This window comes from Sphingomonas sp. NIC1, from assembly GCF_001638925.1.
Taxonomy (GTDB): Bacteria; Pseudomonadota; Alphaproteobacteria; order Sphingomonadales; family Sphingomonadaceae; genus Sphingomonas; species Sphingomonas aquatilis.
This window is the reverse complement of the sequence record NZ_CP015521.1, coordinates 1,188,148-1,213,763: the sequence shown is the minus strand read 5'-3', so window position 1 is coordinate 1,213,763 and position 25,616 is coordinate 1,188,148. Positions and strand designations below refer to the sequence as shown.

The window sequence follows — 25,616 nt, the reverse complement described above, 5'->3', positions numbered from 1 at the left end:
CCCGAGACAGTCAGCAAGGATCGTGCCGTTTTGCTTTCAGTGGCGACACGGGCGGCGTCTCTTCCAGCGCGCGCATCTCTTTGGCCAAGGCGGTGCGGCGTGCGCGCTCCAGCAGTTTCTCGATCGCGCTCTGGTCGCGCTTGGCGGACCGGGTCGCCTCGGCGGCGCGATTGACCATCAGTTCGGCGGTGTCGACGCGCGCCTGCGCGGCGGCGGCGGACTGGTGCAGCCGTTCGCGGAAATGCGCCTGCGCCCCCATCGATGCGGCGGAAACGCGCGTGTCCGGCGCGGGCGCGACCGCATCGGCCAGCGCCCGGATTCGGTTGTGCAGGCTGGTTTCGCTGGCGTGCTTTTCGTGCGCGCGCATCTCGTCGGCGCGCACCAGCCCCAGTTGCAGCGTGCGCACCCGGTGGATGCGCGCGAGCTTCTTGGCGTCAGGCACCGAAGACGCCGGTCAGTTCGGCGATCGCCTCGTCCAGGCTGACCGTCTCGTTCGACGCCTGTTTGATATATTCCATCACCACCGGATGCGCGGCGATGGCGTTGTCGATCGCCGGATCGGCGCCGGGGCGGTAGGCGCCCATCAGCACCAGGTCGCGGTTTTCCTCGTACGTCGCCAGGTGCCGGCGCAGCACGCGCGCGGCATGGACGTGATCGGGGTGCGCGATATCGGTCATCACGCGGCTGACCGACGGACCGATGTCGATCGCCGGATAGACGCCGCGCTCCGCCAGATGCCGGTTGAGCACGATATGCCCGTCGAGGATCGACCGCGCCGAATCGACGACCGGATCGTTGCCGTCGTCGCCATCGGCCAGCACGGTATAGATGGCGGTGATCGACCCGCCGCTGCGCACGTCGGTGCCGGCGCGCTCGATCAGATTGGGCAGCATCGCGATGGCGGACGGCGGATAACCGCGCGCACTGGCGGGTTCGCCCAGCGCCAGCCCGATCTCGCGGCCCGCATGCGCGACGCGGGTCAGCGAATCCATGATCAGCAGCACCTTTTTGCCCTCGTCGCGAAAGGCTTCGGCGATCGCGGTGGCGCGCAGCGCGCCGCGGATGCGCAGCACGGGGCTGTGGTTGGCAGGCACCGCGACGACGACGGCGCGCTGGCGTGCCTCGCCTGCGACCTTGGTTTCCAAGAAGTCGGCGACTTCGCGGCTGCGTTCGCCGATCAGGCCGATGACGATGACGTCGGCCTTGGCCGCCTTCACCATCATGCCGAGCAGCACCGACTTGCCGACGCCCGACCCGGCCATGATGCCGACGCGCTGGCCCTGGCCGATCGTCAGCAGCCCGTTGATCGCCCGCACGCCGACGTCCATCGGCTGGAGCACGCGGCCACGGTCGAGCGGGGATTGCAGCTTGCCGGCGAGCGGCCACTTGCCCGCACCGCGGATCGGTCCCAGGCCGTCGATCGGCTTGCCCGATCCGTCGACCACGCGGCCCAGCATCGCCGCGCCGACCTCGGCCTCGCCCGGAGGCCCGATCGGGCGCACCGGCGCGCGCGGCAGCAAGGCGGCGGGACCGCCCAGGTTCATCAGCAGGGTACGGCCGTTGCGAAAGCCGATCACTTCGGCCTCGACGCGCGCCGCGCCCGTGTCGTTGGCGCTGCCGCCACCGATCTCGCAGATCGTGCCCACGGGCAGCGACAGGCCCACCGCTTCCATCAGCAGGCCGTCGTAGGAGGCGAGTCGGCCCGATACTTTGGCGGTGGGGCGGAAGTCGGCGACGCCCAGCGTCTCCAGATAATCGGTGGTAAAGCGGTTCAACATCATGCGTCCGGGTTGGTCACGACGGGCAGCGGCACGCGCTCGATCGCCTGCGCCAACTGGCTGAGCCACAGGTCGGGACCGTCCTCGACCAGGGTAGAGGCGCTTTCCAGGACGAAGCTGCCGCGGGCGAGATGGGGATCGGCCGCCGCAAAGATCGACTTGGGCAAGGCATCGGCCAGCAGGGGCATGTCGTCAGGGTTGAGGCGCAGCAGCGCGGATTCGCTGGCATCGGCCAGCAGCTCCGCCGCCGCTTCGATCCGCGCGTTCAGCATGTCCGCGCCGACGCCGCATTCGCCGACCAATTTGCTCACCAGCATCATCACCGTGGTGCGCAACTGGTGCGCGATCCGGTCGCGGTCGAGCTGGTGGCCGTTGGCGAGCGCCGCGGCGAGTTGCGTCATCAGCGCCGCATCGCGGTCGCCGCTTTCGCGCGCCGCAGCGGCGGCGGCGGCCAGGCCCTCGGCATAGCCGGCGGCATGCGCGGTTTCGACGGGATCGATGAAGGCCGTGGGTTCGGCCTCGGCGTCCAGCGGGTCCCACCCTTGCGTCGGCTTGTCGCCGTCGCGGTCGGCGGGGCTGAAATGCTTCGGCCCGACCGGGCGCTCGTCCGCATCGTCGGCGGCCGCGCGCGCGCGCGAATAATCCGGCGCCTCGCCGCCCAGCTCGCGCTCCAGCGTCGCCCACATGTCGCGCGGGGTGAAGCCGGGCACCGGCGGCGCGAACGCCGCCTGCAACAGCTGCGCCGTGGTGTCGTGGCGCGAGGCGAAGCCGGCGACGAAGTCGGTCGGCTGGAGCGGCACGGTGCCGCGCGCGAAGGCGTCAGACATAATCGTCGTCGCCCGCGCCCATCACGATCGTGCCGTCCTTGGCCAGGTTGCGCGCGATGGTGATCATCGCCTTCTGCGCCTCCAGCACCTCGGCCAGCTTCATCGGCCCGCGCGCCTCCATCTCGTCGCGGATGCCGTCGGCGGCGCGCGCCGACATGCAGCCCAGGAAGCGGTTGCGGCCGTTCTCGTCGGTGCCCTTCAGCGCGCGCGACAGGATGTCGCCGTCGACGTTGCGGATCAGCGTGCCCAGGTTCTTGTCGTCCATGTCGAGCAGGTTGTCGAAGATGAACATCGCCTCTTCGATCGCCTTGGCGACTTCCTTGTCGATCTTGAACAGCTTGGGCATCACGCGCTGCTCGGTGGCCTTGCGCGCGCCCTGCAGGATCAGCGCCGCCTCGCGCGTGCCGCCCAGCGTCAGCCCGCCCGACGTGGTGCCGCCGCCGTTGCGCCGGTTGGCGAGCACGGTCTTCAGCGTCTCGATCGCATCGGCGTTGATCGGCCCCAGCCGCGCGATGCGGTGCAATATGTCGGGCTGCACGCCTTCGGGCAGCAGTTCCAGCACCTTGCCGCCGACTGCGGGTTGCAGGTGGGCGATCATCACCGCGGCGATCTGCGGATGCTCCTTCTCGATCATCTGCGCGATCTCAGGCGCGTCGAGCCAGTTGAGCATCTCGAGTTCGCTCGACGTTTCGGCCGGGCCGATCCGGGCGAGGATGCTCTCCGCCTTTTCCTCGCCCAGCGCGCGCGTCATCAGCGCCTGCACCTTGGCGCGCGGATCGAAGGTGATGCCGTTGCGCTCGCGCGCCTTGCCGGTGAAATCGTCGAGCACCATCTGCATCTCCTCCTCGGAGACGTCGGCGACGTTGAGCATCGCCGTGCCCAGCTCGCGCACCTCGTCGGGATCGAGCTTCTGGAGCATGGCCGCGGCCTCTTCCTCGTCGACCAGCATCATCAGCACCGCGGCGCGTTCGACGCCGCTGAAGGTGCGCGGGGCGGGGGCTTCGCTCACTGTTCTTCAGCCTTCATCATGTCACGCAGCGCCAGCGCGGCGCGGGCCGGATTGTCGCGGGTGAAGCCGCGCACCGCCATGATCCGTTCGTCCATGGTCTGCGGCTGTTCCAGCTGCTCGAGCGTCACCGGCTCGTGGACGGCGATGCCCAGCGGCGCGGTGCCGTCGGCGCCGATCCCGGCGGTGGCGCCCTCGGTGCCCTCGGCGTCGTCCGGCGCGTCGGTCTTGCCGGCGGCGTCCGCTTCGGCCTTGGTCTTGGCCAGCGTGTCCTCGCGCTTGCCCATCAGGCCCTTGGCGATCGGACGGACGCCGAGCAGCAGGACGAGTAGGGCGATCAGGATCGCGGTGCCGTTGCGCGCCGCCACCGGCACCCAGGCATTGTCGTACCAGGCGGGCGGGGCGACGTCGGTCGCATCGGCGAACTTGCGGCTGATGACCGTCACCTGATCCTGCCGCGCGCCATCGAAGCCGACCGCGCTCTTCACCAGATCGGTGATCTGCTGGATTTCCATCGCAGTGCGACGGCTCTTGTCGGGATCGCGCAGCAGTACGGCGACCGACAGGCGCTTGATCGACCCCGGCGTCGCCTTGGTCACCGACACCTCGCGGCCCAGGTCATAGGCGCGCTGGAAGCTGTCGCTCTGCTTGTTGGGATTGGGGGCGGGGCCACCGGCGACCGGCGAGGGGTCGGGCGTCGGCGCCGCACCCGACGCACCGTTTGCGGCCTGCGGCTGCTGCAACTGGCTGGCGGGCGGCGGCGTGTTGCTGAGCGCACCGGGGATGCCGCCGGGCGTCGTCGGGCTGGGGGCCTGATTGCCGGTCCAATTGCCCGTCTCGGCACGCAGCGCGCCCTGCTTGTCATAGCTTTCGCGCGTCGCCTGCGTCTGGTCGAGGTTGATGTCGGCCTGCACCTCGGTGGTGAAATTGCCGGCGCCGACCAGCGGGGTCAGCAGCTGGATCAGCTGCTGGCGCACCTTGTCCTCGGTCTTGCGCTGCATTTCCAGCCGGGCATCGCCCTCGGCGTCGACACCGCTCGCGCCGCCGGGCTTGGACAGCAGCGCGCCCATCTGGTCGACGATCGTCACGTCCTCGGGCTTCATGCCGGGGACGGAACTGGCGACGAGGTTGATGATCGACTGGACCTGCGCCTGGCTCAGCGCACGGCCGCCCTGCAGCTTGACCACCACCGATGCGGACGGCGACGCCTTGTCGCGCACGAACACGCTGGCTTCGGGCATCGCGAGATGGACGCGCGCCTCGGCGACCGCGTCGATATCCTCGATCGATCGGGCAAGCTCGGTCTCGCGCGCCTGGCGCAGGCGCTCGCCCTCCACCGCGCGGCTGACGCCCATCGGCAGCTGGTCCAGGATCGCATAGCCGCCGGGCGCCTGCTTGGGCAGGCCCTGGCCCGCCAGCAGCATCCGCGCCTTGCTATACTGGTCCTCGTCGACGGTCAGGGCACCCGTGCCCTCGTCGATCCGGCTCTTGATGTTCGCCTGGGTCAGCGCGGCGGTGACCGCCTGCTTGTCGGCGTCGGTCAGCCCCTGGAACAGCGTCTTCTGCGTCGGCGTCGACAGCGTCATCCACGCCAGCGCGGCGGCGCCGATCAGCGCGACCAGCATCGCCATCGGCAGGCTGCGGCGTACCGCGGGCTGCGCCAGGACAGACTTGATCTGCAACAGCGGGTTGGCGAACTTCTCGGGCAGCGCGGGCGCGGCACCGGGCGTGGTGGTGGCGAGTGCAGTGGTCATCGATTACACCGGCATGCTCATGATGTCCTTGTAGGCGGACAGCAATTTGTTGCGGACCTGCAGCGTGGCCTCGAACCCTACCGAGGCTTCCTGGCGGGCGAGCATCACCTTGGCGATATCGACCGTCTCACCGCGTTCGTAGCTTTCCGACAGCGCGCTCGCCTTGTTCTGGCTCGCGTTCACGTCCTTCAGCGCGTCTTGCAGCGTATCGGCGAAGCTTGCGGGCTTCGTCGCGGCGCTCTGCGTCGGGGCGGCGCCCTCGGCCGATCCGGCGCGGGCCAGCGCCTGGTTGCGTTCCAGGATCTGCGCGCGCAGCTGCATCACGCGGTCGACGCTCATCGCGCCGCCCCCGACCCCGGCTACACCACCGACGCCGCTCATGCCGAAGCCGCCCAGGCAGTGGCGGGCCGGGCGAGGTCGTCACCCTGTTCGCGCGCCTTGGCGAGGCGATAGCGCAGCGTGCGCTCGGAGATGCCCAGGCGCCGCGCGGTCTCGACGCGGCTGCCGCCGCACGCGGCCAGCATCTCGCGGATCGCCTGGAATTCGCTCATCTGCACCACGTTGCCCAAGGTCGCCGGCTCGGCGGGCAGGGCAGGGGCGGCAGGTGCGACCGCGAACAGCGGCGTCACCGGACTGGTCTCGCGGAAGGTGAAGCTGATCGGGCGATCGAACACGATGTGGCTCGCCTCGATCGTGTCGCCGCCGGCGAACAGCAGCGCGCGCTGGATCACGTTTTCCAGCTCGCGGACGTTGCCCGGCCAGTCGTGGCGGATCAGCGTCTCGACCGCCTCGGCGGTCGGCCACGGCACCACCGCGCGGGTTCCGGCATGGCGCAGGATCATCGTCGCGGCGAGCGCCGGAATGTCCTGCGTGCGGTCGGCGAGCGGCTTGGTGCTGAGCGGGAAGACCGACAGGCGGTAGTAGAGATCGGCGCGGAAGCGGCCCGCGGCGACTTCGGCCTGCAGGTCGCGGTTGGCGCAGGCGACGACGCGCACGTCGATCGGCTGCGGCACAGAGGCGCCGATCGGCACCACCTCGCGCTCCTGCAGCACGCGCAGCAGCTTGGCCTGCAATTGCAGCGGCATCTCGGCGATCTCGTCGAGCAGGATCGTGCCGCCGTCGGCCGCGCGGAAGAAGCCTTCGCCGCCCGACGAGGCACCGGTGAACGCGCCCTTCTGGTGGCCGAACAGCAGCGCCTCCAGCATGGTTTCGGGCAGCGCGGCGCAGTTGATCGCGACGAACGGCCCGTTCTTGCGGGGCGAATTGTTGTGGATGGCGCGCGCCAGCACTTCCTTGCCGGTGCCGGTCGGCCCGTTGATCAGGACGGTGATGTCCGCCTGCGCGACGCGCTCGGCCAGCGCCAGCAGCGCCAGGCTCTCGGGGTCCGCGGCGGTGGGCGTGTCGGGGCCGGCGACCAGCGCGCGGGCAAAGCCGTTGCCGACCGCGGCGTCTTCGGGACCGAAGGCGATGCGCGCCGGATTGCCGCCCTGCGAGGGCACGACGTGGCGCGGGCCATCGCCGATGATGACCGTGCGCGCCGGGGCCGGCGGGGCCTCGCCCTCGGCGACCAGGAACAGGTCGGTGGCTGCGGGCTGGCCGGATTCGAACGATCCGATCCCGAAGCCCTGGGCACGCAGGCCCGAAACGAGCGCATATTTGCGCTGCATCACTGCAGCGGAAGGAAAAATCGAACGCATGGTCATCCCCCAAGGATGAGCGTTGAAATGCGGCAAGACTGGTAAACGGGTCGTTAAAACGGTTGCCGCCCGGCAAAATATTTCCGGGCGCTCGTGCGCGCGCGCCGCGCGCGCCCCGCACCCGTGCCCGCGTACGCCGCACGTGCCTGCATGCGGGCGCGTGCTTTCTCCTGCCGCGCAATCCGCGTTCCCGGCCATCGCCGATGGCATGCGATTTTTTGCTTAAAGCCCGTTTCGACCGGCCGTTACCCACCATGACGGCTCGGCCTTCCTCGCCAACGAGGCAGCGACAGGCCGCAGACCAATGGAGGTTCTCATGGCTGTTATCGGTACTAACGTTGCTTCGATCCGCGCCGCCAATGCGTCGACGGCCGCCAACCAGGCGCTGCAGACGTCGATGGAGCGCCTGTCGACCGGGCAGCGCATCAATTCGGCGAAGGACGATGCCGCCGGCATGGCGATCTCGGACACGATGACCGCGCAGATCCGCGGCATGAACCAGGGCATCCGCAACGCCAACGACGGCATCGCGATGGCGCAGACCGCCGAAGGCGCGCTGGGCGAAGTCGCCAACATGCTGCAGCGCGTTCGCGAACTGACCGTGCAGGCGACCAGCGGCACCTACAGCTCGTCCGACAAGACGAACATGCAGGCCGAAGTCTCGGCACTGAAGACGCAGATCACCTCGACGCTCGCCAACACGCAGTTCAACGGCAACAAGCTGTTCGACGCGACGGCCGGCACCGTCAACACGACCGGCACCGCGCCGGCCCCCGTCGTCGCCGTGTCGAGCACGTTCAAGATCCAGGCGGGCGCCAACGCCGCCGACGCGGTCAGCCTGACGTTCAACAAGCTGACCAACAATTCCTCGCTGACCGCCGTGATCGGCGACGCCACCGCCCCGGCGCCGGCGCCCGTCCCCGGCATCGACCTGACGACCGCCGACAACTCGGCGCTCGCCACCGTCGACACCGCGCTGAAGACGGTCAGCACCTACCGCGCCGGCCTGGGTGCCGCGCAGAACCAGCTCCAGTCGGCGGTGAACAACCTCACCACCAACGCGACCAACCTCACCGCGGCGAAGAGCCAGATCACGGACGCCGACTTCTCGGCCGAAACGACCGCCCTCGCCAAGGCGCAGATCCTGAGCCAGGCATCCACCGCGATGCTCAGCCAGGCCAACCAGAGCCAGCAGGGCGTGCTCAAGCTGCTCCAGTAATGTCCTCCCTGACGGCCGGATAAATTCCGCAAGTTCGGACCGCGTCCGGCCGTATCCCAACATGGTAGCTCAGCCTTTCGCCCAGGGGGGGCGGCGGTGAGGTGCCAATAATCAACCAAGGATTGTCACATGGCTGTTATCGGCACCAACGTCGCCTCGCTCCGCGCGGCTAATGCTTCCACCTCCGCCAACGCGATGCTGCAAACGTCCATGCAGCGCCTGTCGACCGGGCAGCGCATCAACTCGGCGAAGGACGACGCCGCCGGCATGGCGATCTCGGACACGATGACCGCGCAGATCCGCGGCATGAACCAGGGCATCCGCAACGCCAACGACGGCATCGCGATGGCGCAGACCGCCGAAGGCGCGTTGGGCGAAGTGTCCAACATGCTCCAGCGTGTCCGCGAACTGACGGTGCAGGCGACCAGCGGCACCTACAGCTCGTCCGACAAGACGAACATGCAGGCCGAAGTCACCGCGCTCAGCGCGCAGATCACCTCGACGCTCGCCAACACGCAGTTCAACGGCAACAAGCTGTTCGACGCGTCGGCCGGCACCGTGACCGCCGCCACTGCGGCACCGGCCCCGGTGGCGCCCGCCTACAGCACGATCAAGATCCAGGCGGGTGCGAACTCGGCGGATGCGATCAACCTGAAGCTCAACAAGCTGACCGACGACACGACGATCACCAACGCGACCTCGCTCGACCTCACCAGCGCGACCAACACCGCGCTCGCCACGGTCGACTCGGCGCTGAAGACGGTCAGCACCTACCGCGCCGGCCTGGGTGCCGCGCAGAACCAGCTCCAGTCGGCGGTGAACAACCTCACCACCAACTCCACCAATCTTACCTCGGCGAAGAGCCAGATCACGGACGCCGATTTCTCGGCCGAAACGACTGCCCTCGCCAAGGCGCAGATCCTGAGCCAGGCATCCACCGCGATGCTGTCCCAGGCCAATCAGAGCCAGCAGGGCGTGCTCAAGCTGCTCCAGTAAGGTTCCGCTACCCGCGCAGCTCCGTCACCTTCGTGGTGACGGAGAGGCTCCTTCCTAACCCCCCTTACAGAAGGAACGATCATGACCGTCATCGGCACAAACGTGGCATCGCTGCGCGCCGCCAATGCCTCCACCAACGCGAATGCCGCGTTGTCCACCGCGATGCAGCGCCTGTCGACCGGGCAGCGCATCAACTCGGCGAAGGACGACGCTGCCGGCCTCGCGATTTCCGATACGATGACGGCCCAGATCCGGGGCATGAACCAGGGCATCCGCAACGCCAACGACGGCATCGCGATGGCGCAGACCGCGGAAGGCGCGTTGGGTGAAGTCTCCAACATGCTGCAGCGTGTCCGCGAACTGACCGTGCAGGCGACCAGCGGCACCTACAGCACGTCGGACAAGGCCAACATGCAGGCCGAAGTCTCCGCTCTGTCGACGCAGATCACCTCGACGCTCGCGAACACGCAGTTCAACGGCAACAAGCTGTTCGACGCGTCGGCCGGCACGGTCACCGCCGCCACCTCGGCACCGGCGCCCGTCGCGCCTGCCTACAGCACCTTCAAGATCCAGGCAGGTGCGAACGCGGCCGACTCGGTGAACGTGAAGTTCAACAAGCTGACCGACGACACGACGATCACCAACGCGACGTCGATCGACCTCACCACCGCGACCAACACCGCGCTCGCCACGGTCGACTCCGCGCTGAAGACGGTCAGCACCTATCGCGCCGGCCTCGGCGCCGCGCAGAACCAGTTGCAGTCGGCGGTGAACAACCTCACCACCAACTCCACCAACCTGACCGCGGCGAAGAGCCAGATCACGGACGCGGACTTCTCCTCCGAGACGACCAACCTCGCCAAGGCGCAGATCCTCAGCCAGGCCTCGACCGCGATGCTCGCGCAGGCGAACCAGAGCCAGCAGGGCGTGATGAAGCTGCTCCAGTAACGGCAGCCGACGACTTTCAGTAACCGCGTACTTCGGCGCGGGCACCGCCCCCCCCAAGGGTGCCGGCGCCGGACCGAGCTCGTCCCCCAAGGTCGAGCAAGCCAGAGCCCCGGTGGTCGCCAGCGACCGCCGGGGTTTTCGGCGTATCACCTTCGTCGTTCCGGCGCGTGCTACACGCACCGCCCGCCGCACGCACACCATCTTCCGGCGGCCATAATGTCGTTCGGCAAATGTGGCGCGCAACGCCAGCCTCACATTCTCCGTCACCCCGGACTCGTTCCGGGGTCCACTCCGCGGCGAGGGGAATGGCTTGAGGCTCGTACGCTGCCCCTGCGGCCCGGTGGACCCCGGACCAAGTCCGGGGTGACGTGGTGTGTGGGCGGGCGGACCGCCCCCAGCCGGGCGCCGTTACCGATGCGCCGCGCGCGCCAGCCGGTCGTTGATCGCCTCGCCCAGCCCCTCGTGTGGGATCGGCGCGATCGCGATACCCCTGGCGTCGCTCGCATCGGCCCGATGCAGCGCATCGAACAGCCGCGCCGCCGCCTCGGTCAGGTCGCCCGACGCCGACAGCGTGTCGTCCCCTATTATAGAGTCATAACCGATCAGCCATTCGCCCGCGCGCCGCTCGGTCGCCCCCAGCCGCAGCGGCTTTGCGGGGGCATAATGCGTCGCGAGCTGACCCGGCGCGGTGATCGCCGCGCCCTCGGCACGTCGCGTCACGGGGAATGGCAGGTCCGCCGCCGCGATCGGCCCCGGTCGCAGGATCGTCCTCCCGGCGACAATCGTCGATTCCACGCCCGCCGCGCACGCGCCGTCGTCGATGATCAGCGGCACCCGCGGTCCCAGGCTCCTGGCGACATGCTCCGCCCGCGTTGGGCTCAGCCCGTTGCTCGCATTGGCCGAGGGCGCGGCGAGCGGCGCCCCGCTGGCGGCCAGCAGCGCCTGCATCGCGCGATGCCGCGGCACGCGCAGCGCGATCGTCTCCAGCCCCGCCGTCACCAGCGCGGCGATCCCGGCGTCGGCGCGCAGCGGCAGCACCAGCGTCAGCGGTCCCGGCCAGAAGCGCGCCGCCAGCGCCCGCGCGTCCGCATCGAACATTGCGATCCGCTCCGCCGCCGTCAGATCGGGCACATGCACGATCAGCGGATTGAAGCTCGGCCGCCCCTTCGCCGCATAGATACCCGCCACGGCCGTCGCATTCCGCGCGTCGGCGGCGAGGCCATAGACCGTCTCGGTCGGCACCGCGACGCATTCGCCGCGGGCGATTCGCTCGGCCGCCTCGTCGATCGCGGCCATGCCGTAGGGTAAGATGCGCGGGTTTGGATCGGCCATTTTCCGACGCTATATCGTGCTGATCCTTGGGAGAGAATGATGTCCTTTACCGCCGCCGTCGCCGACCAGCGTTTCGTGCTGGAGCATGTCGTAAAGATCGACGAACTGGCGAACACGGATCGCTTCGCCGCCGCCAGCGCCGACGTGGTCGATGCCGTGCTGGAGGGCGTCGCGACCTTCGCCGCGGGCGAATGGGCGCCGCTCAACCGGGAAGGCGACACCGTCGGCGCGACATGGACCCCCGACGGCGTCCATATGCCGGCCAATTTCATCAAGGCGTATAAGGATTACGTCGAGGGCGGCTGGGGCACGATCGGCGTGCCCGAGGATTTCGGCGGCCAGGGCCTGCCCTTCGCGATCCAGACCGCGGTACTCGATACGCTCGGCAGCGCCAACATGGGCTTCGCGCTCTGCCCGACGCTCACCGTCGGCGCGATCGAGGCGCTGATCCACCACGGCACCCCCGAACAGCAGGCGCAATATCTGCCCCACCTCGCCACCGGCGCGTGGACGGGCACGATGAACCTCACCGAACCGCAGGCGGGCAGCGACGTCGGCGCGCTCCGCTCGACCGCCAAGCCGCTCGGCGACGGCAAATGGTCGATCAAGGGCACGAAAATCTACATCTCGTTCGGCGACCACGACATGGCGGACAATATCGTCCACCTCGTCCTCGCCCGCACTCCCGATGCGCCCGCCGGCACGCGCGGCATCAGCCTGTTCCTCGTCCCCAAATATCGTCTCAACGCCGACGGCACGCCCGGCGACTTCAACGACGTGCGCGTCGTGTCGATCGAACACAAGATGGGCCTGCACGCCTCGCCGACCTGCGTCCTCTCCTTCGGCGACCATGACGATTGCATCGGCGAGCTGATCGGCCCCGAACATGGCGGCATGCGCGCGATGTTCACGATGATGAACAACGCCCGCCTCAACGTCGGCCTGCAGGGCGTGCAGGTGGCCGAAGGCGCGACGCAAAAGGCGGTCGCCTATGCCCTCGAACGCGTCCAGTCGGCGCGTGCCGGCTCGCCCGACAAGAATCCGGTCCGCATCGTCGAACACCCCGACGTCCGCCGCATGCTGCTGCGCATGAAGGCGCAGACCCAGGCCGCCCGCGCACTCGTCTATTATGCCGCGGGCCAGGTGGATCGCGCCGGCCTCGGCGATGCCGCGGCGAAGAACCGGCTGGAGGTGGTGACGCCGCTCGCCAAGGCGCACGGCACCGATATCGGCAACGAAGTCGCCAGCCTCGGCGTCCAGGTCCATGGCGGCATGGGCTATGTCGAGGAAACCGGCGCCGCCCAGTATTTCCGCGATGCGCGCATCACGCCGATCTACGAAGGCACCAACGGCATCCAGGCCGCCGACCTCGTCGGCCGCAAGCTCGGTCTGGAAAACGGCGCCGCCTTCGCCGCGCTCGTCGCGGACATGCGCGACGAGGCACAGCACCCGGATCTCGTCGCGCTGATCGACGCGGTCGACCAGATCGCCCACCGCCTCGCTACCGCGGACGCCGACGACAAGCTCGCCGCCAGCTACCCCTTCCTGACGATGACCTCGGTCGCAACCTGCGGCTGGCTGCTGGAACGCGAAGCCCGCCATGCGACGGGCGACGAAACCTTCGCCGCCCTGAAGCGCGCCAGCGTCGCCTTCTACCTCGACCAGATCGTCCCCGAAGCTCTCGGCCTCAAGGCGGCGGCGACGGCCACGGCCGACGTCCTCTACGCCATCCCCGCCGAAGCCTTCGCGGCCTAACCAGTCCTCCCCCGCCAGGGGGAGGTGGCACCGGCAAAGCCGGTGACGGAGGGGGCGGTCAGCGGCGCACCTGATAACAGGACGCCCCGCGACCTCCCCCTCCACCATTCGGTTGGCGCCGAACGGTCCCCCTCTCCCTGGCGGGGGAGGACTGAGCGCCGCCCCACCCACACCGTCACCCCGCATTCGTTCCGGGGTCCACGCCTCCATGGGGGGGGGGGCTCCAGACCTGCGCACCCGCCCGGAATGACGCCGGACCGAGCGTCACCCCACATAGATCGTCCCGGCCGAGGCCTTCACGGCCTAAAAATCCTCCCCCGCCAGGGGGAGGTGGCGCCGGCAAAGCCGGTGACGGAGGGGGCGGTAAGCGGCACACTGAAAATCAGAGGCTCCGCGACCTCCCCCTCCACCATTCGGCTGGCGCCGAACGGTCCCCCTCCCCCTGGCGGGGGAGGACTGAGCGCCGCCCCACCCACACCGTCACCCCGGACTCGTTCCGGGGTCCACTTTTCCGCGAGGGGACGGCAAGAGCCCCCGTCTCCGCCCCTAGCCGCCGGCAGCCTCCGGCACGCGCCCGCCGTGCCGCGGGCAGGAAAGGCGGCACCACCCACCACCCAACCCTTGCCAACCGCAGCATTCGTCCCGAAAGCGCAGGCATGTTCGATCTCGACGCCTATCTCGCCCGCATCGGCCTGCCGGCCCGCGTGACCCCCGACGCCGAAGGCCTCGGCCGCCTGCAGCGCGAACACCGCCTAGCGATCCCGTTCGAAAACCTCGATGTCCGCCTCGGGCGCGGGATCGCGATCGACAGCGCCAGCGTGTTCGCCAAGCTCGTCACCGCCAAGCGCGGCGGCTATTGCTTCGAACACAACCGCCTGTTCCTCGACGCGCTCGCCGCTCTGGGCTTCGACGCGCGCCCGCTGCTCGCCCGCGTCTGGCTCGGCGCGACCGAGGTGCCGCCGCTCACCCACACGTTCAGCCTAGTGACGATCGACGGCGCGGACTGGATCGCCGACGCGGGCTTCGGCGGCAGCTATGCGCCGGTCATGGCGCTGGTCGACGGCTGGGAAGTCGACGCCCCCGACGGTGCGCGCTTCCGTCTGACGCGCGACGCCGCGCATGGCTGGATGCTGCTGCGCAAGGGCGCTGCCGGCTCCACCGACGGCCGCGGCACGGGCGAGGGCTGGCAGCCGCAATACAGCTTCCACGAAACCCCCGTCGCCGATGCGGATCTTGCGCTGTCCAACCATTGGACGTCGACCGCGCCCGGCAGCCGCTTCACGCAGATGACGATCGCCAGCATCGTCCTGCCCCATGGCTTTGCCGGCCTCACCGATCGCCGCTACCACCGCCGCGCGGGCGATAATGACACCGAAAGCGAGATCACCGATCCGCGCGTCTACCGCATGCGCATGTCGCTGATGTTCGGCATCGATCTGACCGCGGACGAGGTGGCGGCGCTGGGGCTGTTCTGACGATCGCGTCACCCCGGCCTTGAGCCGGGGTGACGCTTCTTCTTCTCCCGCCGCCGTGAAAAGCGGGACCCCGGGTCAAGCCTGGGGTGACGGGGAAATGGGGGCTTACACCCGTTCGGCGTTCAGCAGGTCCGCCGCATCGAGCCCCAGCAGGTCGATATAGCCCCGGATCCGCGGCCACTGATTTTCGATGAACCTCGCGCGTTCCGCCGCGCGCAGCTTGTCCGCCGCGCCGGGCAGCACGAACATGCCGACGCCGCGCCGCACCTCGACATAGCCGTCGTCCTGAAAGCTCTGATACGCCTTGGCGACCGTCAGCGGGTTGGCGCCATGTTCGGCGGCAAAGGCGCGAACCGAGGGAAGCTGGTCACCCGTGCGGTAATCGCCGCGCAGGATCCCGGCGGCGATGGTGCCACGCAGCCGGATGTAGACCGGGCTGTCCTCGTTGCTGAGCGCTGTCATGGTTGTTTAATACACCAGTCGCACAAAAGGTCCATCCCAAACCTTTCCGTCCGAACCTGCCTTAAAATCCGTGCGATCAGGGCCAGTGGCTGATCACGCGTGCCAGATCGGGACGGGGCCGTTCGTCGAGCGGCCGGCCCGGCGTGCCGAGGAAGACGAAGCCCGCAATCCGTTCGTGCGGCCCGCCGAAGGCATCGCGCACGACTTCCGAAAAGGTCGGCCAGCCCGTCAGCCAGCCGCCCGCAAAGCCCATCGCATGCGCAGCATGCAGCAGGTTCATCGTCGCCGCGCCCGCCGACAGCTCCTGCTCCCAGCGCGGGATATGGCTGGTCGTGCTGGGCGAGGAGAGCACGACGACCAAAGCCGGCGCCTGGTGCGCGAACTGCTCCAGCGATTCGATCTCGGTCCGCGCCGCCTGCGGGCGTTCGGCGCGATAGGCATCGGTGATCAGCGTCGCGAGCGCGGCGCGATCGTCGATGATGACGAAGCGCCAGGGGGCGAGCTTGCCATGGTCCGGCGTGCGCGCCGCGATGGCGATCATCTGCTCGAGTTGCTCGGGGGAGGGGCCCGGCGCGGTCAGATCGCGCGGCTTGCCGGAACGGCGCGTGGTCAGCAACGAAAGCGGCGTGGAGGTGTCGTTGAACATAGGGGCCGCCATAGCCGCGAGACGCCGATGTTTACAGTCGCGGCTTTGTCGTTACTCTTGATACCATTAACGACGATGCGTGCGCAGCGATGCGGCACAGTTCAGGGAGCGTAACGAATGGTGGACACCCCGACCGCGGACAACCGCGGCGAGCCTGACATCAGCCATATCAATCCGGCCGCCGAAAAGACCTGGTTCGGCCATCCCCGCCAGCTCGCGCGCCTGTTCACAACCGAAATGTGGGAACGCTTCGGCTATTACGGCATGCGCGCGCTGCTGACGCTCTATCTGACGCAACATTTCCTGTTCGGCGACCGCGCCGCGACCGGCCTGTATGGCGGCTATACCGCGCTCGTGTACCTGACGCCGCTGGTCGGCGGCTATCTGGCGGACCAGTATCTGGGGTCCAAGCGCGCGGTGAAGTTCGGCGCGATCCTGATGGCGCTCGGCTATTTCACGCTCGCCTTCGGCGGCCAGCCCGCCAAGCCCTATGCGACGATTGACGGCCAGCGCTACGACGTCGCGGTCGCGCAGGTGAACGGCGTGGAGACGCGCTACGTCATCGACGGCACGCAGAAGCTGGCGATCAAGGGCAATGACGACGGCAGCGTCGCACTGCTCGGGGCCGATGGCCAGCCGCAGCGGACGATCGCCAAGGGCGGCTTCGCGTCGGACGGCGAGCGTAGCACCTTCTACACGACGCTGATGCTCATCGCCTTGTGCATGATCTCGGTCGGCAACGGCTTCTTCAAGCCCAACATCTCGACCATGGTGGGTGAGCTCTACGCGCAGGGCGATCGCCGTCGCGACAGCGGCTTCACCATCTTCTACATGGGTATCAATCTCGGCTCGCTGCTCTCGCAATTCCTCTGCCCGCTGCTCGCGGTGGGTATTCCGGGCGTGTGGGCGGGGCTCGGCTGGTGGGCGGGCTTCGGCCTCGCCGCGCTCGGCATGCTGCTCTCGTGGATCCTCATCCAGTTCGATGGCGGGCGCCTGACCGGTTACGGCGAACAGCCCGCCGGCCAGCCCGCCAACCGTACGATCGGCATCTATGCCGCGGCGCTGATCGGTATCCCCTTGTTCTACCTCCTGTTCGTCAACCTGATGAACAGCGCGGAATCGACCGCGGGTGCGGGCTCGATCGTCGCCTATGTCCTGGCGCTGCCGCTGATGGGCAAATTGCTGTTCGGCACCTTCATCATCGCCGTCCCCGGCATCCTGATCTGGAGCTTCGTGTCCGGCAGCCGCACCGAATTCCAGATGATGCTGGCGGCGATGGTGCTCATCACCTTCAACGTCGTATTCTGGACGCTGTTCGAACAGGCCGGCTCCAGCCTCACGCTGTTCGCCGACCGCAACACCGACCTCCACATCTTCGGCTATCCGATCTCGGCCGGGCAGACGCAGACGTTCAACGCGCTGTTCATCGTGCTCTTCGCGCCGGTCATGGCGGCGATGTGGACCAAGCTTGCATCGCTGGGCCGCGAACCGTCGATTCCCGTCAAGTTCGGCATCGCGCTGATGGGCGTCGGCGCGGGCTTCCTGTTCCTCGTCTTCGGCAGCCGCTTCGTCGGGCCGGATTTCAAGGTCGGCATCTGGTGGCTCGCAGGGCTGTACCTGATCCACAGCCTCGCCGAACTCTGCATCTCGCCGGTCGGCCTGTCGATGATCACCAAGCTGTCGATCGCGCGCATCGTCGGCCTGATGATGGGCGTGTGGTTCCTCTCGATCTCGGTCGCGCAATATTTCGCCGGCATGATCGCGCAGGTCGCCAGCGTCGAAACCGTCGGCGGGCAGGTCACGAACCTGAAGGTCAGCCTCGACACCTACAACGGCGTCTTCACGCTCATCGCCGAATGGGCGATCGGCCTCGGCATCGTCCTGCTGCTGCTGTCCTGGCCGCTGAAGAAGTGGATGCACGGCGTGAAGTAAGCCTAAGTCCTCCCTCGCTTTAGCGGGGGAGGGGGAGTGATGGGTCGAACGTGCCCCGCACGTTCGAGGATCGTCCGGGGGACGATCCGGCCCATTACTCCCGCGGAGCGGGTGGTGGAGGGGGCGTCTCCAAGAACACGACGTGCGCCGTATCCTCCCCCTCCGTCAGCCTGCGGCTGCCACCTCCCCCTGGCGGGGGAGGACCTAGGCCTTACGCCCCACCACACTCGTCACCGCGACATCCATCGTCACATTCCCCACGGTCCGGAACAGGTCCGGCACCGTCTCCACCGCCACCAGCAGCCCCAGCGCCTCGATCGGCACGCCCATCGCGAAGGCGACCGGCGCCACGCTCGCGAAGAAGCTGATCGTCCCCGGCAGCGACACCGACCCCATCGTCGTGATCGCCGCGGTCGCCACGCCCGCCGCCAGCTGTCCCGGCCCGATCGGCACCCCCAGCCAGTGCGCGACGTACAGCGCCACCGCCAGGTTCATCGCCGGACTCGTCGCGCGAAAGATCGCCACCGCCACCGGCAGCACGATCCCCGCGGTCGCCGGCGCCACGCCGATCGCTTCCGATCCCTTCAGCATCGCCGGCAGCGACGCGAGCGAGCTTTGCGTGCTGATCGCAATCCCCTGCGCCGGTGCCACTGCCTTCGCAAAGGCGCGCACCGGCACGCCCCCGAACACCCGCGCCACGACATATCCGGCCAGCAACACGATGAAGCCGATCGTCGATACCAAGACGATGTAATGCACCAACGCCCCGAACGCCGCCGCCCCCGTCCGCGCGCCGACGCCATAGGCAAGCGCGAAGATGCCGATCGGCGCCAGCTTCAGCACCCAGCCGATGATCACCAGCATCGCGCCCGTGATGCTCTGGAACAGGTCGGTCAGCCGCCTGCGCGACTCCGCCTCCAGCCGCGTGATCGCGAAGGCGAAGGCGAGCGTAAACACCGTCAGCGGCAGGAACGCGTCACTCGACGCCGCCGCCACGACATTGGTCGGCACGATCGTGTTGAAGAAATCGGCCAGCGTCGGCACCTTGCCCATCACCGGCGCCGCGGTCAGCGCGGCACGCAGCGCCTGCGACCACGCCTCCGGCAATGGCCAGGCATCCAGCAGTAGCGGCATCACCGCCGCCGACATCAGCGTCGTGCCCCACAGCACCACGACGAACAGCGCCACCGCGCGCCCCGCGATCCGCCCGGCGCGCGCGGCTTCGGCGGTCGCGGCGATCCCCGTCACCAGCAGCCCGACGATCAGCGGCACGATCACCATCTGCAAGCCATGCAGCCACGCCTCGCCGATCGGCTGGGTGACGGTCGTCACCGCCAGCGCGGCGTCACGGTTCAGCGCGACCCCCAGGATACCGAGCGCGATGCCGGCGACGAGCGCCAGAAGGATACGGGTGGCTTGCGACATCGGGTTCCTTGGCGCATCGGGAAAATACGAAAACGCATAGCGGGACGGAAACCACGCGATGGCAAGGAAATACTTCGGCACCGACGGAATTCGCGGGCTGACCAACGCGGGCGCGATGACCGCGGCGATGGCGATGAAGGTCGGCATGGCGGCCGGCGCCTATTTCCAGCGCGGCGATCACAAGCATCGCGTGCTGATCGGCAAGGACACGCGCTTGTCGGGTTATATGCTGGAATCCGCGCTCGTCGCGGGCTTCACCAGCGCCGGCATGGACGTCATCATGGTCGGGCCGCTTCCGACGCCGGCGGTCGCGATGCTGACCCAGACGATGCGCGCCGACATCGGCGTGATGATCTCGGCCAGCCACAATCCCTTCGCCGACAATGGCATCAAGCTGTTCGGCCCCGACGGCTACAAATTGTCGGACGAGGCCGAACTGACGATCGAGGGCCTGATCGACAGCGAGGTGCCACTCGCCCCCGCCGCGCAGATCGGCCGCGCGCGCCGCATCGACGACGCGCAAGGGCGCTACATCCACTTTGCCAAGAACACCTTCCCCACCGATCTGCGCCTCGATGGCCTGCGCGTCGTCATCGATTGCGCCAACGGCGCCGCCTACAAGGTCGCGCCCTCCGCGCTGTGGGAATTGGGCGCGGACATCATCGCGATCGGCGTCACGCCCAATGGCGTCAACATCAACAACGGCGTCGGCTCCACCGCGCCGCAGACGCTGTCCGAAACCGTCGTCGCTAGCGGCGCCGACATCGGCATCGCGCTGGATGGTGATGCCGACCGCCTGATCGTCGTCGACGAACAGGGCAGGGTGGTCGACGGCGACCAGCTGATGGCGACGATCGCCGCCGGCTGGGCGCGCCGCGGCCGGCTGGCGGGCGGCGGCCTCGTCGCGACCGTCATGTCGAACCTCGGCCTCGAACGGCATCTCAAGGCGCAGGGCCTTGGCCTCGTCCGCACCGCGGTCGGCGACCGCTACGTCCTCGAAAAGATGCGCTCGTCGGGCTACAATGTCGGCGGCGAACAGTCGGGTCACATCATCCTGTCGGATTACGGCACCACCGGCGACGGCCTCGTTGCCGCGCTGCAGGTGCTCGCCGAGTTGAAGCGCGCCGGCGCGCCGGCCAGCGAAGTGCTTCACCGCTTCGAACCGCTGCCGCAATTGCTCAAGAACGTCCGCTTTGCTGGCGGCAAGCCCTTGGAGGCGCAGTCGGTCAAGGACGCGATCGCCGCCGCCGAGGCCGAGCTCGCCGGCACCGGCCGCCTCGTCATCCGCCCGTCGGGCACCGAACCGGTGATCCGCGTGATGGCGGAAGGCGACGATGCGCGCCAAGTCGAAACGCTCGTCGACCGCATCTGCGACGCCGTCCGACAGGCCGCCGCCTGATGCTGGAGATGCGCCCCGACTGCGAGCGCTGCGGCATGGACCTGCCCGCCGACGAACCCGGCGCGTTCATCTGCTCGATGGAATGCACCTTCTGCACCGAATGCGCCGACGCGATGGACGAACGCTGCCCCAATTGCAGCGGCGAACTCCTCGACCGCCCCACGCGGTTGGGGAAGACGCTCAAGGCGAACCCCGCCAGCACGGAACGCCGCTTCCAAGCCTGACCCCGCCCCCTTCGTCATCCCGGCGAACGCCGGGATCCATGGACACGGCGCCACCAGCGTCGGCGCACCACCGCGACCTCACCACCACCATGGATCCCGGCGTCCGCCGGGATGACGAACAATTTTGGTTCGCGCGGAGACGCGGAGACGCGGAGGGTTGCGCTTGTGGACGGGTGCCGCATTTCGCGGGCGGGGTCCATTGTTGAACCGTTTTGGTGAGAGCTGCCGCGGGTCCAAACGCAACACCTCCGCGTCTCCGCGTCTCCGCGTGAACCCAATCCCCATCGCCCCAGACACCGCCGATGGCTCACGCAAAGCCGCGAAGCCGCAAAGAGGCCTCTCTCGAGGCCCCGCCGCCACCCACGCAACCTCGTCGCGTCTTCGCGTCGTCGCGCGAACCAAAACCGCTGTCCTACACGCCCCCAAATATGCCATGGCACACCACCATGGCTCACCCGACAAGCCACACCCCCGCCATCGTCATCGCCACGCCCCAGCACGGGGAGCGAGTCCGGACGTTACGTACCGTCCACTTCGTCCACTTCCGGAAACAATCATGATCCCCCGCGTCCTCATCATCGCCGGATCCGATTCGGGCGGCGGCGCCGGTATCCAGGCGGATATCAAGACCGTCACGATGCTCGGCGGCCATGCGATGACCGCGATCACCGCGATCACCGCGCAGAATACGCTGGGCGTCCAGGCGGTGCATCCCGTGCCCGTCGACATGGTCGTCGCGCAGATGACGAGCGTCCTCGACGACCTCGGCGTTGACGCGGTGAAGATCGGCATGATCGGCTCCGCCGCGACCGTCCACGCCGTCGCCGACGTGCTGGAGGCGCTCGACGTCCCCATCGTCTTCGACCCCGTGATGATCGCGACCAGCGGCTCCGTCCTCGCCGACGCCGATACGATCGCGGCGTTCGAGCGGCTGATGGGCATCGCGTCGGTGGTGACGCCCAACATTCCCGAACTGGCGGCACTCGGCGGCGAAGCGGCGGTGCTGGCGCATGGCTGTCACGTCGTCGCCAAGGGCGGGCATGGTGACGGGGCGTCGGTGACGGACCGGCTGCTGTCGCCCGGCGGAGAAATCCGTCGGCTCATCGGCAAGCGCTTCGACACCGACGATACCCATGGCACGGGATGCACCTTGGCCAGCGCGCTGGCAGCGGGTCTCGCCAGCGGACTGGGAATCGAGGATGCGTTCGTACAGGCCGTCCGGTTCGTCCGCATTGCGATGATGCACGCACCGGGTCTCGGTGCCGGCCATGGCCCGCTTGGGCATGCGCTCGGGGTGGTGCCATTTGACGAACTGGAAGGCTGAATGCCCGGACTGAAGCACGAAAAGGCCTGCCTGCCCCCCGTCGCCGGGGTGGACGAGGCGGGGCGCGGCCCGCTCGCCGGGCCGGTCGTCGCCGCCGCGGTGGTGCTGCCCGCCAAGGGTACGCCGCGCGGCATCGATGATTCCAAGAAGCTCTCGGCCACCGAACGCGCCCGCCTTTGCACGCTGATCCAGACGCGCGCCGTCTTCGGCATCGGCATCGTCGAGGCGGACGAGATCGATACGCTTAACATCTATTGGGCGACGATGAAGGCGATGACGCTCGCGGTTGATGCCCTCACGCTGAAGCTTGGCTGCGATCCCGGCCATGTGCTGGTCGACGGCAACCGCCTGCCGCGCTGGTCCTATCCCGCCACCGCGATCGTCAGCGGCGACGCGCACAGCCTGTCGATCGCCGCCGCCTCGATCCTCGCCAAGGAAACGCGCGACGCGATCATGCTTGAACATGCCGCGGTTCACCCGCACTATCACTGGCATTCGAACAAGGGCTATGGCTGCAAGCACCATCTGGCGGCGCTGCTCGAACACGGGCCGACCCCGATTCACCGCCGCAGCTTCGCGCCCGTCGCCGCGGCCTACGCCCGAATCACGCCGGATGCCGCCGCCGGGCCGCTGTTCACCGCCTCTGCCGCTAACCAATTTCATGGCTGAGTCTTTTGAGTCACACCCCCAGCGCTGGGGGACGCACGGAATCGACGCTCCCATATCTTGCGGGGCCGAGTCGTTGGTTGGGCCGCTTAACGGGATGGCAAGCTTTATCGTTAACCACTCAGGCCTTGACGCGAGTCCACCATCTGACGCGAATAGGGGTCCAAGGGGGACGTAATGGCGGTTATCGAGAAGGTCAGGCAGCCGAAGGTTTCGGCGCGGACAGTGGCGCGCAAGGCGGCGCCGGTCGACACGCGCGTGCTGCCGCTCGACCAGATCGTCCGCGGCGATTGCATCGCGGCGATGCGCGCCATGCCCGACAAGTCGGTCGACATGATCTTCGCCGATCCGCCCTACAATCTCCAGCTCGGCGGCGAGCTGTTCCGTCCCGACGGCAGCCATGTCGATGCGGTGACCGACGATTGGGACAAGTTCGACACCTTCGCCGCCTATGACGCCTTCACCCGCGCGTGGCTCGCCGAGGCGCATCGCATCCTGAAGGACACCGGCTCGATCTGGGTGATCGGCAGCTATCACAACATCTTCCGCGTCGGCACCGCGGTGCAGGACCTGGGCTATTGGATCCTCAACGACATCGTGTGGCGCAAAGCCAACCCGATGCCCAACTTCCGCGGCACCCGCTTCACCAACGCGCATGAGACGTTGATCTGGGCGTCGAAGGGCGAGGGCGCGAAATACACCTTCAACTACCGCAGCATGAAGACCCTGAACGACGAGCTGCAGATGCGCTCCGACTGGGAATTCCCGATCTGCGGCGGGCAGGAGCGCCTCAAGAAGGACGGGGTCAAGGTCCACCCGACCCAGAAGCCCGAGGCGCTACTCTACCGCATCCTGCTCGCCTGCACGAAGCCCGGCGACGTCGTGGTCGATCCCTTCTTCGGCACCGGCACGACCGGCGCGGTGGCGAAGCGCCTGGGCCGCCACTGGATCGGCATCGAACGTGAGGGCGATTACATCGCCGCCGCCGAGGAACGCATCGCTGCCGCGCTGCCGCTCGATGAATCGGCACTGTCGACGATGCAGTCGCCGCGTCAGCAGCCCAAGGTCGCCTTCGGCGTGCTGGTCGAAAACGGCTATCTCCAGCCCGGCGCGGTGCTGACCGACACCAAGCGCCGCTTCCGCGTGACGGTCCGCGCCGACGGCAGCCTGCTGTCGGACTGCGGCGCCAGCGGCTCGATCCACAAGCTCGGCGCAACGCTCCAAGGCGCCCCCGCCTGCAACGGCTGGACCTTCTGGCAGCATGAAGCCGGCGGCAAGCTCCAGCCGATCGACACGCTGAGACAGACCTACCTGCTCGCGACCCAGCCGTAACGCCGCCTCGGCAAACGGGGGAGGAGCGGGTGCCTGCTTCCTCCCGTCACCCCGGACTTGTTCCGGGGTCCACCGGGCCGCAGGGGAACGGCAAGAGCCTCCAGCCGCCCCCCTCGCCGCGGAGTGGACCCCGGACCAAGTCCGGGGTGACGGGGGGCGGCCCGGAACGGGGTCGGGCGAAACCAAACTCCTCCCGCGCCAGGGGGAGGTGGCACCGCAAAGCGGTGACGGAGGGGGCGGTAAGCGACGCCCCCCGTTGCCGACACCCGACCGCCTCTTGCCTTGTCGGCCCACAGCAAGGACACGGGAACGATGACCCTCCACCTCCGCCCCGTCCAGTTCGTCGACACCCCCGTCACCCAGGCCGACGGCACCGTCGCCCGCCTCGCCGGCGGCCTGCAATGGTTCGCGGCCTATGAGGTGATCGAGAACGGCACCAAACGCACCGTCCCGGTTGCCGATATCGCCACCCTCGGCGATCGCGCCCAGACGCTCCACGCCGCCATCAACGCGCCGCGTCCCCCGCTCGTCCTTGGCGACCGGACGCTCCGCCTCGACCAGCCGCTCGTCGCCGGCATCCTCAACGTCACGCCGGACAGTTTCTCCGACGGCGGCCAGCACAGCGCCGATCCCGCCACCGCCGCGGCCGCCGGTGTCGACATGGCCGCCGCCGGCGCCGCGCTGATCGATCTCGGCGGCGAATCCACCCGGCCCGGCGCCGCGCAGGTCTGGGAAGGCGACGAAATCGCCCGCATCCAGCCGGTCGTCGAACGCCTCGCCCGCAGCGGCACGCTCGTCTCGATCGACACCCGCAAGGCCGCGGTGATGGACGCCGCGCTCGCCGCTGGTGCGCAGATCGTCAACGACGTCTCCGCTTTGCTCTGGGACGATCGCGCGCTCGCCGTCGTAGCGCAGGCCGGTTGCCCCGTCGTGCTGATGCACTCGCCCGACCCCAAGGAGGGTGGCCACGCCCGCACCGGCTATCGCGACGTGCTGACCGAGGTGTTCGACTGGCTCGACGCGCGCATCGCCGCGGTAACGGCCGCCGGCATCGACCGGTCGCGCATCATCGTCGATCCCGGTATCGGCTTCGGCAAGACGCTGTCGGAGAATCTCGCGCTCCTCAACGGCCTCGCGCTGTTCCACGGTCTGGGCTGCCCGATCATGCTCGGCGCCAGCCGCAAGCGGATGATCGGCGCGCTCGACAACGAAGCCCCGGTGGCGGCGCGCCTCGGCGGCAGTCTCGCGCTCGCGCTGAAGGGGGCGGAAGCCGGTGTGCAACTCCTGCGCGTTCATGACGTTTCCGCAACGGTTCAGGCGCTGCGCGTGTGGCGCGGTCTGCGTGACCGGGCCCTCGCGGGTGGCTGAACCGTAAAATAGTGTTGCGGTGCAGCATAGCGCGCGGATGTGCGTTATGGC

The 25,616-nt window shown here is 68.5% G+C and carries 23 protein-coding genes; 12 read left to right on the top strand and 11 right to left on the bottom strand.

Features of this window, described 5'->3' with window-relative positions:
* Window positions 1-10: 10 nt before the first annotated feature.
* The 7 genes from A7E77_RS05860 to A7E77_RS05830 are packed head-to-tail and all read right to left on the bottom strand — an operon-like array spanning window position 11 to window position 7,032.
* A complete protein-coding gene (locus A7E77_RS05860) occupies window positions 11-442 on the bottom strand; it encodes a hypothetical protein (protein ID WP_017980126.1) in 432 nt (143 codons plus the stop codon).
* The gene (locus A7E77_RS05855) at window positions 435-1,778 is read right to left on the bottom strand and encodes a FliI/YscN family ATPase (RefSeq protein ID WP_017980125.1); all 1,344 of its coding nucleotides are present in this window, start codon (window positions 1,776-1,778) and stop codon (window positions 435-437) included. The genes A7E77_RS05860 and A7E77_RS05855 overlap by 8 nt, the downstream gene beginning before the upstream one ends.
* Window positions 1,778-2,605, bottom strand: a complete 828-nt coding sequence (locus tag A7E77_RS05850; protein ID WP_017980124.1) for a FliH/SctL family protein — start codon at window positions 2,603-2,605, stop codon at window positions 1,778-1,780. The genes A7E77_RS05855 and A7E77_RS05850 overlap by 1 nt, the downstream gene beginning before the upstream one ends.
* Entirely contained in the window at window positions 2,598-3,614 is a 1,017-nt protein-coding gene (gene fliG / locus A7E77_RS05845) for a flagellar motor switch protein FliG (RefSeq protein ID WP_017980123.1), read from the bottom strand. Before fliG ends, A7E77_RS05850 begins: the two co-directional genes overlap by 8 nt.
* Window positions 3,611-5,365 (bottom strand): flagellar basal-body MS-ring/collar protein FliF, encoded by a 1,755-nt coding sequence (gene fliF / locus A7E77_RS05840; RefSeq protein ID WP_063686572.1) that lies wholly within the window; start codon window positions 5,363-5,365, stop codon window positions 3,611-3,613. Before fliF ends, fliG begins: the two co-directional genes overlap by 4 nt.
* 3 nt (window positions 5,366-5,368) lie before the next feature.
* Window positions 5,369-5,746: a flagellar hook-basal body complex protein FliE gene (fliE, locus tag A7E77_RS05835; RefSeq protein ID WP_063686570.1), complete on the bottom strand. Its 378-nt coding sequence runs from the start codon at window positions 5,744-5,746 to the stop codon at window positions 5,369-5,371.
* Window positions 5,743-7,032 carry a sigma-54 interaction domain-containing protein gene (locus tag A7E77_RS05830; protein WP_017980120.1) on the bottom strand — a complete coding sequence of 430 codons (1,290 nt, stop codon included), beginning with the start codon at window positions 7,030-7,032 and terminating at the stop codon, window positions 5,743-5,745. Before A7E77_RS05830 ends, fliE begins: the two co-directional genes overlap by 4 nt.
* Before the next feature lie 346 nt (window positions 7,033-7,378).
* Between A7E77_RS05830 and A7E77_RS05825 the strand changes: the two genes are divergently transcribed.
* The 3 genes from A7E77_RS05825 to A7E77_RS05815 all read left to right on the top strand — a co-directional run bounded on the left by A7E77_RS05825 (window position 7,379) and on the right by A7E77_RS05815 (window position 10,225).
* The gene (locus tag A7E77_RS05825; protein ID WP_043060865.1) at window positions 7,379-8,281 is read left to right on the top strand and encodes a flagellin; all 903 of its coding nucleotides are present in this window, start codon (window positions 7,379-7,381) and stop codon (window positions 8,279-8,281) included.
* Window positions 8,282-8,410: 129 nt separating this feature from the next.
* Complete coding sequence (locus A7E77_RS05820) at window positions 8,411-9,277, top strand: flagellin (protein ID WP_017980118.1); 867 nt, start codon at window positions 8,411-8,413, stop codon at window positions 9,275-9,277.
* An 81-nt stretch (window positions 9,278-9,358) separates the two neighbouring features.
* Complete coding sequence (locus A7E77_RS05815; protein ID WP_063686568.1) at window positions 9,359-10,225, top strand: flagellin; 867 nt, start codon at window positions 9,359-9,361, stop codon at window positions 10,223-10,225.
* 408 nt (window positions 10,226-10,633) lie between these two features.
* On the opposite strand, the gene A7E77_RS05810 is transcribed toward A7E77_RS05815, so the two are convergent.
* Window positions 10,634-11,557 (bottom strand): L-threonylcarbamoyladenylate synthase, encoded by a 924-nt coding sequence (locus tag A7E77_RS05810; RefSeq protein WP_226341867.1) that lies wholly within the window; start codon window positions 11,555-11,557, stop codon window positions 10,634-10,636.
* Window positions 11,558-11,593: 36 nt separating this feature from the next.
* On the opposite strand from A7E77_RS05810, the gene A7E77_RS05805 reads away from it, so the two are divergent.
* Both A7E77_RS05805 and A7E77_RS05800 read left to right on the top strand, forming a co-directional pair.
* Window positions 11,594-13,312, top strand: coding sequence for an acyl-CoA dehydrogenase (locus A7E77_RS05805; protein WP_063686563.1), 1,719 nt, complete (start codon window positions 11,594-11,596; stop codon window positions 13,310-13,312).
* 656 nt (window positions 13,313-13,968) lie between these two features.
* Window positions 13,969-14,787, top strand: coding sequence for an arylamine N-acetyltransferase family protein (locus A7E77_RS05800; protein WP_063686561.1), 819 nt, complete (start codon window positions 13,969-13,971; stop codon window positions 14,785-14,787).
* A gap of 105 nt (window positions 14,788-14,892) precedes the next feature.
* Here the strand turns inward: A7E77_RS05800 and A7E77_RS05795 are convergent, their stop codons facing one another.
* Both A7E77_RS05795 and A7E77_RS05790 read right to left on the bottom strand, forming a co-directional pair.
* Entirely contained in the window at window positions 14,893-15,249 is a 357-nt protein-coding gene (locus tag A7E77_RS05795) for a GntR family transcriptional regulator (protein WP_063686558.1), read from the bottom strand.
* 76 nt (window positions 15,250-15,325) lie between these two features.
* The gene (locus A7E77_RS05790; protein WP_063686556.1) at window positions 15,326-15,895 is read right to left on the bottom strand and encodes a nitroreductase; all 570 of its coding nucleotides are present in this window, start codon (window positions 15,893-15,895) and stop codon (window positions 15,326-15,328) included.
* Between the two features lie 117 nt (window positions 15,896-16,012).
* Between A7E77_RS05790 and A7E77_RS05785 the strand changes: the two genes are divergently transcribed.
* Complete coding sequence (locus A7E77_RS05785; RefSeq protein WP_063686554.1) at window positions 16,013-17,827, top strand: peptide MFS transporter; 1,815 nt, start codon at window positions 16,013-16,015, stop codon at window positions 17,825-17,827.
* A 204-nt stretch (window positions 17,828-18,031) separates the two neighbouring features.
* Here the strand turns inward: A7E77_RS05785 and A7E77_RS05780 are convergent, their stop codons facing one another.
* Window positions 18,032-19,252: a dicarboxylate/amino acid:cation symporter gene (locus A7E77_RS05780; protein ID WP_063689757.1), complete on the bottom strand. Its 1,221-nt coding sequence runs from the start codon at window positions 19,250-19,252 to the stop codon at window positions 18,032-18,034.
* A gap of 58 nt (window positions 19,253-19,310) precedes the next feature.
* On the opposite strand from A7E77_RS05780, the gene glmM reads away from it, so the two are divergent.
* The 6 genes from glmM (at window position 19,311) to folP (ending at window position 25,565) form a co-directional block, all read left to right on the top strand.
* Window positions 19,311-20,651 carry a phosphoglucosamine mutase gene (gene glmM, locus A7E77_RS05775; protein WP_063686552.1) on the top strand — a complete coding sequence of 447 codons (1,341 nt, stop codon included), beginning with the start codon at window positions 19,311-19,313 and terminating at the stop codon, window positions 20,649-20,651.
* Window positions 20,651-20,875 (top strand): DUF1272 domain-containing protein, encoded by a 225-nt coding sequence (locus A7E77_RS05770; RefSeq protein ID WP_063686550.1) that lies wholly within the window; start codon window positions 20,651-20,653, stop codon window positions 20,873-20,875. The genes glmM and A7E77_RS05770 overlap by 1 nt, the downstream gene beginning before the upstream one ends.
* A 556-nt stretch (window positions 20,876-21,431) precedes the next feature.
* On the top strand, window positions 21,432-22,199 hold the full coding sequence (thiD, locus tag A7E77_RS05765; RefSeq protein ID WP_078462239.1) for a bifunctional hydroxymethylpyrimidine kinase/phosphomethylpyrimidine kinase: 768 nt from the start codon (window positions 21,432-21,434) through the stop codon (window positions 22,197-22,199).
* Complete coding sequence (locus A7E77_RS05760) at window positions 22,200-22,868, top strand: ribonuclease HII (protein WP_063686548.1); 669 nt, start codon at window positions 22,200-22,202, stop codon at window positions 22,866-22,868.
* Between the two features lie 174 nt (window positions 22,869-23,042).
* Complete coding sequence (locus A7E77_RS05755; RefSeq protein ID WP_063686546.1) at window positions 23,043-24,197, top strand: site-specific DNA-methyltransferase; 1,155 nt, start codon at window positions 23,043-23,045, stop codon at window positions 24,195-24,197.
* Between the two features lie 312 nt (window positions 24,198-24,509).
* Window positions 24,510-25,565, top strand: a complete 1,056-nt coding sequence (gene folP / locus A7E77_RS05750; protein WP_063686544.1) for a dihydropteroate synthase — start codon at window positions 24,510-24,512, stop codon at window positions 25,563-25,565.
* Window positions 25,566-25,616 lie beyond the last annotated feature (51 nt).

Bases quoted from the DNA above. Each gene is read 5' to 3' on its own strand.
- A7E77_RS05780 (WP_063689757.1), bottom strand. From the start codon at position 19,252: ATGTCGCAAGCCACCCGTATCCTTCTGGCGCTCGTCGCCGGCATCGCG.
- fliF (WP_063686572.1), bottom strand. From the start codon at position 5,365: ATGACCACTGCACTCGCCACCACCACGCCCGGTGCCGCGCCCGCGCTG.
- A7E77_RS05770 (WP_063686550.1), top strand. From the start codon at position 20,651: ATGCTGGAGATGCGCCCCGACTGCGAGCGCTGCGGCATGGACCTGCCC.
- A7E77_RS05795 (WP_063686558.1), bottom strand. From the start codon at position 15,249: ATGACAGCGCTCAGCAACGAGGACAGCCCGGTCTACATCCGGCTGCGT.
- thiD (WP_078462239.1), top strand. From the start codon at position 21,432: ATGATCCCCCGCGTCCTCATCATCGCCGGATCCGATTCGGGCGGCGGC.
- A7E77_RS05785 (WP_063686554.1), top strand. From the start codon at position 16,013: ATGGTGGACACCCCGACCGCGGACAACCGCGGCGAGCCTGACATCAGC.
- fliE (WP_063686570.1), bottom strand. From the start codon at position 5,746: ATGAGCGGCGTCGGTGGTGTAGCCGGGGTCGGGGGCGGCGCGATGAGC.
- glmM (WP_063686552.1), top strand. From the start codon at position 19,311: ATGGCAAGGAAATACTTCGGCACCGACGGAATTCGCGGGCTGACCAAC.
- A7E77_RS05810 (WP_226341867.1), bottom strand. From the start codon at position 11,557: ATGGCCGATCCAAACCCGCGCATCTTACCCTACGGCATGGCCGCGATC.
- folP (WP_063686544.1), top strand. From the start codon at position 24,510: ATGACCCTCCACCTCCGCCCCGTCCAGTTCGTCGACACCCCCGTCACC.
- A7E77_RS05855 (WP_017980125.1), bottom strand. From the start codon at position 1,778: ATGTTGAACCGCTTTACCACCGATTATCTGGAGACGCTGGGCGTCGCC.
- A7E77_RS05800 (WP_063686561.1), top strand. From the start codon at position 13,969: ATGTTCGATCTCGACGCCTATCTCGCCCGCATCGGCCTGCCGGCCCGC.
- A7E77_RS05815 (WP_063686568.1), top strand. From the start codon at position 9,359: ATGACCGTCATCGGCACAAACGTGGCATCGCTGCGCGCCGCCAATGCC.
- A7E77_RS05755 (WP_063686546.1), top strand. From the start codon at position 23,043: ATGGCGGTTATCGAGAAGGTCAGGCAGCCGAAGGTTTCGGCGCGGACA.
- A7E77_RS05820 (WP_017980118.1), top strand. From the start codon at position 8,411: ATGGCTGTTATCGGCACCAACGTCGCCTCGCTCCGCGCGGCTAATGCT.
- A7E77_RS05830 (WP_017980120.1), bottom strand. From the start codon at position 7,032: ATGCAGCGCAAATATGCGCTCGTTTCGGGCCTGCGTGCCCAGGGCTTC.
- A7E77_RS05825 (WP_043060865.1), top strand. From the start codon at position 7,379: ATGGCTGTTATCGGTACTAACGTTGCTTCGATCCGCGCCGCCAATGCG.
- A7E77_RS05790 (WP_063686556.1), bottom strand. From the start codon at position 15,895: ATGTTCAACGACACCTCCACGCCGCTTTCGTTGCTGACCACGCGCCGT.
- A7E77_RS05850 (WP_017980124.1), bottom strand. From the start codon at position 2,605: ATGTCTGACGCCTTCGCGCGCGGCACCGTGCCGCTCCAGCCGACCGAC.
- A7E77_RS05760 (WP_063686548.1), top strand. From the start codon at position 22,200: ATGCCCGGACTGAAGCACGAAAAGGCCTGCCTGCCCCCCGTCGCCGGG.
- A7E77_RS05805 (WP_063686563.1), top strand. From the start codon at position 11,594: ATGATGTCCTTTACCGCCGCCGTCGCCGACCAGCGTTTCGTGCTGGAG.